Genomic DNA, 13,635 nt, shown 5'->3' with positions numbered 1-13,635 from the left:
TTACACTGTTGGCAGTACTGGTATTTCTTCCCAGCCTGCAGAATGAATTTGTGAATTGGGATGATGATCGAAATTTTTACGACAACACCTTTGTTGTTCATTCGGTTGATTTTGCCAGTTTAATTGCCAATACACCCGCGATTTTTTCAACTCCTATAATCGGGAATTACAACCCGCTCTCCATTTGGACTTTTGCACTTGAAAATGTAATCTATGGATTGGATCAGCCCTTTTACTGGCATTTAGATAATTTGCTGCTTCATCTTCTATGTATTTTTTTTGTTTTTAGAATCTCGATAGCATTAGGTTTAAATCTTTGGGCGAGTGTAATTTGTACTTTGTTGTTCGCAATACATCCAATGAAGGTTGAATCCGTGGCATGGGTTACGGAAAGAAAAGATGTACTCTTTGGAGCCTTTTATCTGGCCGCACTTTATTATTACATTTTAGGAGTTAAAAACAAAAAGCCGAATCAGCATTTGATTAAAATAATGGTCTTGTTTCTTCTGTCCGGGCTATCTAAAATTCAGGCTGTCACCCTGCCATTGTCAATGTTGGCTGTAGACTACCTTCTGGGACGGAAAATAATCTTTAAACGAATCACTGAGAAGTGGTTTTACTTTTTGATTTCAATTTTTATTGGACTCTTAGGTATCTATTTTTTAAGACAACAAGGCTCTCTCAATTCATCTGTAGATTACGCATGGTATGACCGACTTTTTGTAGGGTCTTTTTCTTATGTTGTCTATTTTATTAAGTTTTTTGTACCCTATCGGCTTATTCCCCTTTATCCATACCCTCCTCAATTGTCTATAATACATTATCTCTCTATGATTCCGGCTATTGGTATTGTTCTTTTTACCATATGGGCTTATATCAAAGAATGGAAAAATCTGGTTTTTGGTATTGCATTTTTTACTTTCAATATATTTTTTCTATTGCAGATCCTGGGTGCAGGTCAAGGATTTCAAGCTGACCGATTTACTTACATTGCTTACTTCGGATTTGGATATGCCCTGGCCTACTACCTGCAAAAATGGGCCTCCTCTCCAAAAAACCGAACTATAATCAATGTCATTGTCTCTTTGTACTTAGTTGCTATAGCTTATATCACTTATCAGCAGAATAAAATATGGGAAAACAGTGCATCACTTTGGTCACATGTCATCAAGTATCATCCCAACACAACTCTTCCCTGGGGAAATAGAGCCAACTACTATAGAGATTCAGGATTCGATCGTCTTGCATTGCAAGATTACAATAAAGCCATATCATTAGGTGAAAACAAACCCGGACCATTTAATAGCAGAGCCAAACTGTTCTTTAAATCACAAAACCGTGATACCATATTAATGGCACTTCGTGACTACAACCAAGCCATCGCGCTTGAACCGACAAACGGAGAATATTATATGAATAGAGGGGCTACTTATGCCAGATTAAATGATCTTAATAGTGCACTGCAGGATCTGACCCGGGCCAGCGAACTAGATCCTAACAATACGACCATTTATCTTAACAGAAGTATCGTTTATCATCAATTGGGACAATATCAAAACGAAATTGCTGATATCAATAGGTTTTTGAGACTTGACCCGAACAATGCCAATATGTGGGCCAATCTGGCCAATGCACAAATGTTATCTGGTCTATGGGATCTATCCTTACCCAATATCAATCAGGCCATCAGAATGAACCCCAATATGGGGGTCTATTACTTTTATAGGGCTCAATATTACTATAATACCGGTAATTCTGCTGCAGCTCAACAAGACTTAAATCAAGCAAGACAACTTGGTTTTCAATTCAATGGAGGCATTGAAAATTTAAGGATGTAATCTTATTTTGCTTACTTTTGTGCCAAACTTGAATGGTCTATGCTCAGAAGTCTGAAGGTGAGTAATTACGCTATAATTGACAACCTGGACATCAGTTTTTCTACTGGATTCAATATTATCACAGGAGAGACTGGTGCCGGTAAATCAATTTTAATAGGAGCTTTAGGGCTGGTGATGGGTAATCGTGCAGATACAAAAGTATTGTTTGATCTGGACAAAAAGTGCATTGTCGAAGCTACTTTTGATATCAGTGAGTATCCATTAGAGCATTTTTTTGCTAGCAGAGAACTGGAATTTGATCAAGAATTAATCATCAGAAGAGAGATACTGCCTACTAGTAAATCCAGAGCTTTTATTAATGACACTCCATCCAACCTTAAGGATCTACGTGACCTTTGCTCTCAACTGATTGACATGCATCAGCAATTCGATACATTGGGACTTAACAATCCAGAAGTACAACTGGAACTTCTGGATGCATACGCTCAGAACACAGCGCTCTTGCTACAATATCAAGAAACCTTTCAGGCTTATAATGCTAAGAAATCGGAACTCAATAGATTAATTAGAGCCAAACTACAAGCTGAAAAAGACCAGGAACTGCTATCCTATCATTTAGAAGAATTTGAAAAGCTTGCCCTGGAAGAAGGACAGTTAAAGGACTGGGAGTCAGAAGTTGCAGTGCTTGAGAATGCGGAGATGATTAAATCTGTTTTGTCTAAATCAGCTTATACCTTAGAAGAGGCTGAAACTTCAATCATAAGCGGTCTGGAGGAAATAAAATATGAAATCGATAAGGTCTCTGGTTTTCATCCTGAAATCGAAAAACTCGGAGAAAAGTACTTTGACCTCATTGAAGAATTGAGAGAATTGGCAAGCGCTTTTTTAGATCAATCTGAAAAAACGGATCTTGACCCTGAAAAGCTTACGATTATTCAGGAAAAGCTTGACTTAGCCTATGCCCTGCAAGCTAAACACCATTTAAATTCTGAAGAGGAAATGTTTGCAAAATGGGAAGAAATTGCAGACCAGATCTCGAGCTTTAAACAATCCGGAGAAGAAATCATTAAAGTAGAGCATGAAATTGCCTCTTTGCAAAATGAATTGACAAAGCTGGCCAATGATTTATCAGCAAATCGTAAAAAAGTTGCTCCCAAATTATATAACGCTACACAAGAATATTTACACCAGCTTTCGATGGAAAATGCCCGCTTTCAAATAGAGATTACAAGTCTTGATGAATTCACAGAGACGGGAAAAGATTTTGTTGAGTTTTTATTTTCTGCGAATCTGGGTGCCCGATTGCAGGAGATCAAGGAAGTGGCTTCTGGGGGGGAATTAAGCAGATTAAGTCTTTGCATCAAATCTGAATTGGCCAAAAAAGTTAAACTACCCACCCTTATCTTTGATGAGATAGATAGCGGAGTCTCCGGGGCTATCAGTCAAAAAATGGGTGTAATGATCAAGCAACTTTCCAGTTCACACCAGATCATCAACATCACCCATTCACCACAAATCGCATCAAAAGCAGAAAAGCATTACAGGATATTCAAAGAGAACAGTCAGGACAGAAGTTTTACAAAAATGGAAGTGCTAGAAGGAGAAGATAAAACTGTGGAAATTGCAAAAATGCTGAGTGGAGATCCACCTTCTGAAGCGGCCATGGAGAATGCAAGAGTCCTGATGGCAGAGTAAGTCTAAGATTCTTTTAACTTTACAAATTAAATTTAGACAAAATGGCAAACGAACTTTTAAAGGGTAAGAAGGGAATTATTTTTGGAGCACTGGATGAGCAATCTATTGCCTGGAAAATTGCACAAAAAGCACTTGAGGAAGGAGGAGATTTTGTTTTAACCAACGCACCCGTAGTGAAACGATTCGGAAGCTTGGAAAAACTGGCTGAGTCGATTGACAAACCCATCATCTATGCAGATGCAACAAATCTGGAAGAATTAGAAAATTTGATTTCTGAAAGTCAGGAATTGATGGGAGGCAAGCTGGACTTTGTGCTACACGCCATAGGGATGTCTGTCAATGTTAGAAAGAAAAAAGAATATACTGATCTGAACCATGATTGGATGCAAAAAACTTTTGATGTATCTGCCATTTCATTCCATAAACTCATGCAAACATTATATCAGAAAGATGCTATGAATGAATGGGGTTCCATCGTGGCACTTAGTTATATTGCTGCACAAAGAGTCTTTCCCGATTATTCAGAAATGGCCGAATCCAAAGCCTTGTTAGAGTCTTTCGCTAGAAGTTTTGGTTATCACTTCGCTGCTAAAAACGTAAGAGTCAATACCATTTCGCAGTCGCCTACAATGACTACTGCGGGATCGGGCATCAAAGGATTTCAGGAATTTTTTGATTACGCAGAAAAAATGTCGCCCCTCGGAAATGCCTCAGCAGAGTCGTGCGCGGACTTTACCATAGCTATGTTTAGTGACTTGACCCGAATGGTCACCATGCAGAATCTTTTTCACGATGGAGGATTTTCTAGTATGGGAATGAATCCGGCAGTTATTGGGCTGTAATATAAATTTGAAATCCCGGGTCTTATTTTATCCGTCTCGCTTATTATTAGCGGATTAGAAAATCGTCTTCAGGCTATGAAATGTCTTGATCATCAAGTGCTGTGATAAATTTTCTAATATTTCTTTACTAGTATGTAAAGTTTTCAAACCAAATTTGACAATTTTTTCGCTTTGTTGAGTAAAAATTCTATACAGTTTCAGAACTATTCAAAGGTGAATCAACGTTTTGCAAACATGAAAAGATATTACTTCCTTTTTGTTTTTGGTGGTTTGTTTTTCCTTGCTTCGTGCAAGCAGACCTGCGAAAATGTAAAAGTAGGTGAGACTGAGTTAGCAGCATCGACCAAGAACTTTTTAAAATATAATCAAGGTGATAAAATCTCTTTCATCTCGAATAGTGGCACCTTAATTAACCTTGAAGTAAGTCGGGAATCTTCTAATTACTTTATTTGCCAGAAAACAACCTGTGACCCGCTTGACCCCTACAAAAGCAGCTATTGTGAATACATCGAAGCTCCACAAGAGAGCATTTTCCTCTCATCTGACAGTACCTTAATCGCGATCGAAGCCAGCGTTTTCGCTTATGAACCGGAAACTGAATTATTATATGATGCGGTAAGATTTACATTAAGTCATGTCAATTCGACCACTTTTGCCAGCCATATTACAGATGTTAAATTCACTTCTCCAGAATTTAATCGTTCTGAAATTGTAGATATCGATAACTTCATGTCAGAAGAAGGTGAAGTTAAATTGAGAGAAAAGACTTACAAAAACGTACTGACATGTAAAGAAGCTGGCCTCGCCCTGTATTTCACAGCTTCCGAAGGCATAATTGGTTTTGAGGTCAATGACCAACTCTACACCCCGGTAAATTAGTCATCAAACATATCTTCGAGTTGGCCTAGCTTCATAAGTTTAATAAAACAACGACTTGCTGCAATGACATCTGCACGTGCATTACCGGCAGGAGAATACTTCTGATTGAAACAGATGGCATGTAATTCATTCAAGGTAGGCCACTTGTATTTTCCACCTCTTCCAGGGATCTTACAAAACCATGTGCTTTCTTGCATCAGGCAAAATTTATCAGTGTACAGGAGTGGATTCTTCATTCCTTTTCTGTGATATTCTGCGGCCAAAACGGATTCATTAAAATCCAGATTAAACGAAATAATATATTGAACTTGATCCAAACTCTCTTTAAATTTTTCAAGTACCACTTCAATCGGATCTCCAGATTCAAACCTGTTTAACTCTTCACCGGCTTTTTTAGCAGCATCTTGTGAAATCGTAAACCCTTCAGGTTTGATAATGCAATTATAATCCTCAATAGGCTTGAATTGATCATCTAGGACAATCCAGGAGCAGTGAATCATCCTCGGCCAATTAAATACATCAGTGTACGATGCTTTCCATGTTTTAGGTTTACCGGCACCTGTGGTATCAAATACTAAATACACTTAATTATTTTTTAATTTGCTAATCACTTTATCTTCTAATAAATGTCGAGTACTTTGGGAGACTTGAACTTGCGCAGTCTCCGTAAAAGCCCAAACTTTATATCTACCTGCCATATCGAGCTCACAATGAATATTCAAGGGTTGTCCATACATTTTGGCAATCTTTCGCTCTATATTACTAATAGCAATGTTACCCTTACTGTTCAGCCTTCGCAGCATCTGTCTGAAGGTTGAATCTTTATTAATCATAACGGCTATAAATCCCTGTCCGGGTGCATGACCAAATTCTTTTTCATTAAGATTTATAACTTCATATGATTCAGAAATCTTATCGTTCACAAGAAAGGACTCAATAACGAAATTCGATTGAACACCGTCCATTAAATCAGCAATAATCTTTATTGTTTGACTTTTTCTTAGAGTAATCGAAGCATTCAATTCGTACAGTCGATTGCCGATAAATTCTGAAGGATGATAAATAGGGACGTCTGGATTTAAACCCAACCGTTTACCTACCTCCTTTAAATCTTTATGGATTAACAAACTGTATGACCGTTGTCCGATATCTAGCAGTAAAACAATCTCTGATTCTTGTTTTTGCTGTGGTGATATTAGATGGATGGGAAAACAAAAAGCGTCTAGACTTAAATCTAAGGGTGGATCGAAATCACGTACGAAAAATTCCAGTGCAAGATCACTAGATTCTGCTAATTCCCTCATTTTAGCTTCTATGACATCTGTGAAAAATAAACTATGGATTCCTAAACGCATTTACGGTTTCAGACGTTAGATTAATGAAAAAATACAAAGATAGACTTAAGTCAATAAATGAACAGCCGTAGCATATATTATTTAATTATTTCTAACTTTGTACAAATAATATTTTACTCTGTGAACACCCATATTTTTGATTTAGAGAAAAACTTTACAAATCTAGGTAGCGCATGCACATAACAACCAAGGATATTTGTGATATCGTACAGGGAGAATTGGTAGGAGATCCGGATGTGATAATCAAAGGCCCCAGCAAAATCGAAGAAGGAAAAAAAGGCACCATCAGCTTTCTAGCTAATCCAAAATACAATACTTTTGCCTATTCTACTGAAGCCTCTGCTCTTTTAGTCTCGAAAGATTTCCAACCCACTAAAGAAATTAAGCCTACCCTGATCAAGGTCGAAAATGTTTATTCCTCTTTAAGTAAATTACTCAGTTCCTTTAATCATGTCTTTGAGAATGAAGGTATTGCAGAAACTTCCATCATTAAAGAAAATTGCCATATTCCCGACTCAGTTTCTATCGGTGAATATTCAGTAGTGAGTAAGGGTGTTTCAATAGGTGAGCAGACTTTTATCGCCGATCAAGTCTTCATTGGTCAGGATGTGACCATTGGTAAAAACGCCATTATCTACCCCGGTGTAAAAATTTACCATAATTGTGTCATAGGAGATCATGTGATCATCCATTCAAATGCCATCATCGGAAGTGATGGCTTTGGCTTTGTACCCAACACTGCAGGTCATTATGAAAAAATCCCCCAAGTGGGAAATGTTGTGATAGAAGATTATGTCGAAATAGGCGCCAATACAACCATCGACAGGGCAACGATGGGAAGTACCAGATTATGTAAAGGAGTCAAATTAGACAACCTCATTCAAATTGCACATAATGTAGTTGTAGGTGAAAATACGGTCATTGCAGCTCAAACAGGAATTGCAGGATCAACCAAAATTGGAAAAAACTGCCAGATAGGCGGCCAGGTAGGAATAGCCGGTCATCTTGAAGTTCCTGACAATATGAAAATTCAAGGCCAATCTGGTATCACCTCAAGCAATTATGAAAAGGGCCAACAAGTGTATGGCACACCTGCAATAAATTATAGGGAATTTTTAAAATCCTACGCACACTTCAAAAACTTGCCAGATCTTTCCGATGAGATAAAAGCACTTAAAGCTGAGATCGAAATACTTAAATCTTCTAAACGATAACCAATAATATGTTTAAAAGAACCATCCAGAAATCCGTTTCTATAGAAGGAATTGGATTACACACTGGAATTAAAACAAAACTGACTTTACATCCCGCTGAAAAAGACCACGGCATACGATTTTGTCGCGTTGATCTGGACGGTAAACCGTCCTTTCCGGCAGATGTGAAGTATGTTTTTTCGACCAAACGTGGAACATCCCTTAAAACGGGAGAAGCTCAGATTCACACCGTTGAACATTTGCTTTCTGCCTTGACAGGTTTAGGTGTAGATAATGTTTTGATCGAAATTGACGGAGCTGAAATTCCTATTTTGGACGGCAGTGCAAAGCCGTTTGTAGATCTGATAGAAGAAGCGGGAATAGTAGCCCAGGATTCAGAGAGAGAATATTTTGTTGTAGATGAGCCTATCGAATACAAAGATGAAGTCAGTGGTATTGAATTGATTGCTCTTCCCCACGATGGTACAGAATACACTGCAATGATAGATTTTAATTCTCCGATTCTATCGAAGCAGTACGCTCATGTAGACAACTTTGAGGATTACAGTGAACATATTGCCCCATCCCGAACCTTTGTTTTTGTCCATGAACTAGAATATCTACTTCAGGAGGGGCTTATCAAGGGAGGAGATCTGGACAATGCCATCGTTATTGCCAACAGGAAAATGGAACAGGATGAACTGGATCGATTGGCTAAAAAATTGGGAAAAAAGAGTGTTAAAATCAAATCGGAAGGCGTACTGAATACCATTGACCTAAAATATAAAAATGAACCTGCCCGGCATAAGTTGTTGGACCTAATAGGTGATGTCGCATTACTGGGTAAGCCCATAAAAGGTAAGATTGTGGCTACCAAACCGGGGCATAGAGTGAATATTGAGTTTACGAAATTACTCAAAGCCAAGTATCAGGAGCAAAGGAAATTAAAAGGGAAACCCAAATACGATCCTAACAAGAAACCTGTTTTGGATACCATGGAAATTGCTGACCAATTGCCTCACAGATATCCTTTTTTGTTGGTAGATAAGATTATTGAGATGTCAGAAAATTACGTGGTAGGCGTAAAAAACATTACATTTAACGAGCAGTTTTTTCAAGGACATTTTCCAGGAAATCCGATTTTCCCGGGAGTTTTACAAATGGAAGCTTTGGCACAGACCGGCGGGCTCCTGGCACTGAGTCTTCAAGAGCCCGGGCATAAATGGGATACCTATTTTTTAAAAATGGAGAATGTTAAGTTCAAAAAAATGGTGGTGCCTGGAGATACCCTCATTTTAAAGATGGAGTTAATGGCTCCTATCAAACGAGGAATTTGCCAAATGCTTGGAACTGCTTATGTGGGTAACAATATTGTCTCGGAAGGCGAGTTGACTGCCCAAATCGTTAAAAGAACTTAAAAAAAGGGATTGAGCACGCTTAACTATATTCATCCAAAGGCAAAAGTAGGTAACAATGTACAGATCGAGCAATTCGTAACCGTTCAGGACAATGTAGAAATAGGCGATGGTTCATGGATAGGGCCAAATGTTACCCTTTTTTCTGGTACACGGATAGGAAAAAACTGTAGAGTATTCCCTGGAGCAGTAATAGGAGCCATTCCGCAGGATCTTAAATTTGATGGTGAAGATTCGATCGTTGAAATTGGTGATAATGTAACCATCAGAGAGTTTTGCACCCTGAATCGTGGTACAAAAGCAAATTATAAAACGAAAATTAGTGATAACTGCCTGCTGATGGCTTATGTTCACGTGGCACATGATTGTGTCATAGGCCATAATTGCATCCTGGCCAACGGCGTAAATCTTGCTGGTCATATTGAAATTGGAGACTACGCCATTATATCTGCACTTTCGGCTGCACATCAATTCGTGAAGATTGGTAAGCATTCCATGATTACAGGCGGTTCTTTGATTCGTAAGGATGTGCCTCCGTTTGTAAAAGCAGCCCGGGAACCGTTGTCTTACGCTGGCGTAAACTCAATAGGACTAAGACGAAGAGGATTCTCTTCCGAGAGAATCAATAATATCATGGAAATTTATAGAATTCTATATGTCAAAGGACATGCTATTTCGAAAGCCGTCAATCTGATTGAGCAGGAAATACCCAACAGTGAAGACAAGGAATACATCTTGAATTTTGTCAACAAGGCAGAAAGGGGACTGATGCGTGGATACCAATAACTCTCAGGAAATTGGATATAATTCTCGAAAACATCTCGAAGCGATACGGATCCCAATGGATCTTCAGAAATATTGATTATCGATTTACAGAGCAAGGAAGATATGCAATCATAGGATCCAATGGTGCAGGCAAATCTACGCTGCTTCAGGTGGTCGTCGGAAAAATTCCATTTACCAAAGGTGAAATCAGTTATCAAACAAAAGATGGCCCTATAAACGTTGATCAGGTTTTTCGAAAATTCAGTATCGCCACAACCGCTATGGCCTTGATTGAAGAGTTCAGCTTAGAAGAAATCGTCAGGTTTCACTTTAGATTCAGGAAGCCAATTGGTGATTTAGAACTAGATGAATTGCTGAACATTTCTGAATTAAAAAAGGAAAGCAAGAAATACATTCGTGATTTTTCTTCGGGAATGAAACAGAGACTAAAACTCGTTCTGGCTGTTCTAACGGAGTCTGAAGTAGTCATATTAGACGAGCCTGGTGCTAATCTCGATGAAGCCTCAAAGCTATGGTATCAGAGATTGCTGAATGATTGGCTGGGAGAAAGAACTTTAATCGTAGCCAGCAATGAAGCCGAAGATTATAAACTATGTGATCAGTTCTTAGATTTAAGTCTCTATAAATAGTATGATTATTCTTCCAGGCTTTTCTGCAATTTGATTAAGCTTTCACGTATTTTTCTTAATCTAGAAATGACCTGGTCGCGCTTTTTTTGTTCTGATAATTCCTCTTTCAATGCCTTCTTCGCTCCGTCTATGGTGTAACCTTTCTCTTTGACCAAAATATATATGGCTTTCAGGGTATTGATATCTCTTTCTGTGTACTTACGATCACCTCGTGAATTCTTTTGCGGTTTAAGTTTAGAAAATTCTGATTCCCAGTACCTAATCAAAGAATTAGAGACATCAAACATTTCGGAAACTTCTCCGATGGAATAGTAAAGTTTATCTGGGTCTAGTTTAATTTTCAAAATGTGTAACATATTGGTTCATAGTACAAATATAAGCAATCCCCTAAAGAATTACTTAATCATTTAACTTCTTCACCAATTCTGTCTTGAGCAGCTTTGGATCTGCCTTTCCTTTTGCTGCCTTCATCGCCTGACCCATAAAAAAACCAATAAGCGCTTTGTTCCCTTTGCGATACTTTTCTAATTCTTCAGGATGGTTCTTCAAAATGTCGTCCAGAATATCGCCTAGAAACCCTTGATCCTCACTCTTTAATAAATTTAACCTGCCTGCAAGTTCCAAAAGGTTAACATTACTCTGGTCTAACATCGCCGGGAAAAGAATCTGATTAGCTACTGAAGGTGCTACTTTTTTGCTTTTGATTAATCCTATGAATTCAAGGAGTCTTTCATCTGAAACCACTTGTTTTTCAATGGACTTCCCACTGTCCTTAACCTCAGGTAAAATCTTGTTTACGATGACTTTAGCTAAGAGTTCATAATCGTGCTCTTTCTGTGCAAGCCTTAAAAAAAAATCTGCAAAGGCTTTTTCTCGAGTAAGCTCTTTCGAATTATATTCATTGAGCCCATACTTACTTGTGAGATGCTCTACGTATTGTTCCGGTAACATGGGCATGCTTTCTCTTAAAGTCTGTATGTATTCTGGTGCCAATAGAATAGGTGGCAAATCCGGGTCGGGAAAGTAGCGATAATCATGGGCATCTTCCTTGGATCTGAGTGGAGTAGTTACTCCTGTTTCAGGATTGAAGTTCAATGTTTGCTTGGAAAAAACGACGCCTTTAGAAACCATTTTATATTGTCGCTTAAACTCATAAGCGACTGCTTGTTTGGCAAATTTTTTAGAATTGACATTTTTTATTTCACAACGCTCTCCATAGATGGTGCTGCCTTTTGGTCTGATAGACACATTACAATCACAACGCATGGAGCCTTCCTCCATATTTCCATCACTGATACCGAGATAGCGAACAAGCTTTTGCATATAGGCCATGAAATCATGGACTTCCTGAGGACTACGTAAATCAGGCTCAGTTACCATTTCAACAAGGGGCGTTCCCGCCCGATTATAATCCAGCATTGAGACACGATCTGACAAATCATGAGAGGATTTACCCGCATCTTCTTCCATATGAATATGATGTAACCTCACCTTTTTGATTCTACCCTCCGACTCAAAAGTAATATGTCCTCCCTCACAAATGGGGTACCGATCCTGTGTGATTTGATAACCTTTAGGAAGATCAGGATAGAAATAATTTTTCCGGTCAAACTGGTGAGTAGGATTGATCTGGGATTGTGTTGCAATGGCTAATAAAAGTGCTTTTTCAATATGTGCCTTGTTGGCCTTAGGGAGAGTGCCCGGGTGTGCCAATGTGATGGCACTGATATTCGTATTGGGATTGTCACCAAATCGATTAAGGTCTCTGGCGAAAGCTTTGGAATTTGTGTTTAACTGAATGTGTACTTCGAGTCCAACAACTACTTCGTAATCTGATATCTTAATTGAATTCATGCCGCAAATTTACATTTTGTGCGCATAAGTCACCATTACAATGCGATTTTCATTGTAATCTAAAGAAATGATGACTTTGTCAACCTCATCGGGCTTATAGTGTTAAGAATACTATAAAGGATTGATATTAAATGGTAAATTTAGATTCAATACGTTAATTACAAACCATACAACTTACTCTTATGGAAAATATTCCTTTCATCTACATGGTCCTCGCATTCATTGTGTTCTTTTTACTGGTCAGTGGACTTTTTACAGTTAAGCAGCAAACTTCAGCCATACTTGAGCGGCTAGGAAAGTTTCATTCTATTAAATCTCCTGGACTCCACTTCAAAATCCCATTAATTGACCGAGTGAGTGGTAGGGTAAACTTAAAAATTCAACAATTGGATGTGCTTGTCGAGACCAAAACCAGGGATGACGTTTTTGTCAAAATGAAAGTCAGTGTTCAGTATCAGATTCTGAGCGATTCCATTTATGAAGCCTTTTATCGCCTAGAAAGCCCTACTGCCCAAATCACTTCTTACGTCTTCGATACAGTGAGAGCGGAAGTTCCTAAAATGAAGTTGGACGACGTTTTTGTGCGTAAAGACGATATTGCGATAGCCATTCGAAGAGAACTGGAGGAGGCCATGAATACCTATGGTTATGGAATCATAAAAGCCTTGGTGACAGATATTGACCCGGATCTTGCCGTAAAAAATGCCATGAACAGAATTAACGCATCTGAAAGAGAGAAAACGGCAGCAGAGTATGAAGGTGAAGCAGAGCGAATTCGAATTGTTGCTAAAGCCAAAGCAGAAGCAGAGTCTAAAAGACTGCAAGGTCAGGGTATTGCGGACCAGAGACGAGAAATCGCAAAAGGGCTGGAGGATTCTGTAGAGGTTTTAAATCAAGTAGGCATTAACTCGCAAGAGGCATCAGCGCTAATCGTTATCACCCAGCACTACGACACACTCCAGTCAATGGGTGAGAATGTAAATAGCAATCTTATACTGCTACCAAATGCACCGACTGCTGCTAGTGATATGTTGTCCCAAATGGTAACCTCATTTGTAGCAGCTAACAAAATGGGTGAGGAAATGAAAGCGTTAGAGGAGGAGAGAGAACGAGCGGACAAGCTCAAGTTGCCGAATCAAAGATAAATAC

Annotated in this window: 13 protein-coding genes; 9 read left to right on the top strand and 4 right to left on the bottom strand. The window is 38.6% G+C overall.

The genetic code is table 11. The annotated features are described in order from the left end of the window. The first annotated feature begins 8 nt into the window (after positions 1-8). From L2567_RS06060 to L2567_RS06045, 4 genes are all read left to right on the top strand, one after another. Complete coding sequence (locus L2567_RS06060; protein WP_235296855.1) at positions 9-1,838, top strand: tetratricopeptide repeat protein; 1,830 nt, start codon at positions 9-11, stop codon at positions 1,836-1,838. Between the two features lie 39 nt (positions 1,839-1,877). Beyond that, complete coding sequence (gene recN / locus L2567_RS06055) at positions 1,878-3,533, top strand: DNA repair protein RecN (protein WP_235296854.1); 1,656 nt, start codon at positions 1,878-1,880, stop codon at positions 3,531-3,533. A 41-nt stretch (positions 3,534-3,574) separates the two neighbouring features. Continuing rightward, a complete protein-coding gene (locus tag L2567_RS06050; RefSeq protein WP_235296853.1) occupies positions 3,575-4,375 on the top strand; it encodes an enoyl-ACP reductase FabI in 801 nt (266 codons plus the stop codon). Between the two features lie 234 nt (positions 4,376-4,609). Next, positions 4,610-5,254 carry a hypothetical protein gene (locus tag L2567_RS06045; protein WP_235296852.1) on the top strand — a complete coding sequence of 215 codons (645 nt, stop codon included), beginning with the start codon at positions 4,610-4,612 and terminating at the stop codon, positions 5,252-5,254. Here L2567_RS06045 and L2567_RS06040 read toward each other — a convergent pair. Beyond that, a complete protein-coding gene (locus tag L2567_RS06040) occupies positions 5,251-5,838 on the bottom strand; it encodes a hypothetical protein (RefSeq protein WP_235296851.1) in 588 nt (195 codons plus the stop codon). The two genes, L2567_RS06045 and L2567_RS06040, sit on opposite strands and share 4 nt — an antisense overlap. Continuing rightward, positions 5,839-6,609 (bottom strand): hypothetical protein, encoded by a 771-nt coding sequence (locus tag L2567_RS06035; protein WP_235296850.1) that lies wholly within the window; start codon positions 6,607-6,609, stop codon positions 5,839-5,841. It lies immediately after the preceding gene. A 173-nt stretch (positions 6,610-6,782) separates the two neighbouring features. Here L2567_RS06035 and lpxD point away from each other — a divergent pair, with 173 nt between their 5' ends. Genes lpxD through L2567_RS06015 form a run of 4 tightly spaced genes read left to right on the top strand, consistent with a single transcriptional unit; the run spans position 6,783 to position 10,632 of the window. After that, positions 6,783-7,823, top strand: a complete 1,041-nt coding sequence (gene lpxD / locus L2567_RS06030; RefSeq protein WP_235296849.1) for a UDP-3-O-(3-hydroxymyristoyl)glucosamine N-acyltransferase — start codon at positions 6,783-6,785, stop codon at positions 7,821-7,823. An 8-nt stretch (positions 7,824-7,831) separates the two neighbouring features. Then, entirely contained in the window at positions 7,832-9,220 is a 1,389-nt protein-coding gene (locus tag L2567_RS06025) for a bifunctional UDP-3-O-[3-hydroxymyristoyl] N-acetylglucosamine deacetylase/3-hydroxyacyl-ACP dehydratase (RefSeq protein ID WP_235296848.1), read from the top strand. A 9-nt stretch (positions 9,221-9,229) separates the two neighbouring features. Continuing rightward, a complete protein-coding gene (lpxA, locus tag L2567_RS06020; protein WP_235296847.1) occupies positions 9,230-10,003 on the top strand; it encodes an acyl-ACP--UDP-N-acetylglucosamine O-acyltransferase in 774 nt (257 codons plus the stop codon). 11 nt (positions 10,004-10,014) lie between these two features. Then, positions 10,015-10,632, top strand: coding sequence for an ABC transporter ATP-binding protein (locus tag L2567_RS06015; protein WP_235296846.1), 618 nt, complete (start codon positions 10,015-10,017; stop codon positions 10,630-10,632). Positions 10,633-10,637: 5 nt separating this feature from the next. Here the strand turns inward: L2567_RS06015 and L2567_RS06010 are convergent, their stop codons facing one another. Together L2567_RS06010 and gatB are read right to left on the bottom strand one after the other, a co-directional pair. Beyond that, positions 10,638-10,976, bottom strand: coding sequence for a MerR family transcriptional regulator (locus tag L2567_RS06010; RefSeq protein WP_235296845.1), 339 nt, complete (start codon positions 10,974-10,976; stop codon positions 10,638-10,640). Positions 10,977-11,031: 55 nt separating this feature from the next. Beyond that, positions 11,032-12,486, bottom strand: a complete 1,455-nt coding sequence (gene gatB, locus L2567_RS06005) for an Asp-tRNA(Asn)/Glu-tRNA(Gln) amidotransferase subunit GatB (protein ID WP_235296844.1) — start codon at positions 12,484-12,486, stop codon at positions 11,032-11,034. 182 nt (positions 12,487-12,668) lie between these two features. Here gatB and L2567_RS06000 point away from each other — a divergent pair, with 182 nt between their 5' ends. After that, positions 12,669-13,631, top strand: a complete 963-nt coding sequence (locus L2567_RS06000; protein WP_235296843.1) for an SPFH domain-containing protein — start codon at positions 12,669-12,671, stop codon at positions 13,629-13,631. Positions 13,632-13,635: the final 4 nt, after the last annotated feature.

Source organism: Portibacter marinus (assembly GCF_021533195.1).
GTDB lineage: Bacteria > Bacteroidota > Bacteroidia > Chitinophagales > Saprospiraceae > Portibacter > Portibacter marinus.
The sequence above is the reverse complement of the archived record's forward strand: the minus strand, read 5'-3'. Positions and strand labels throughout refer to the sequence as shown.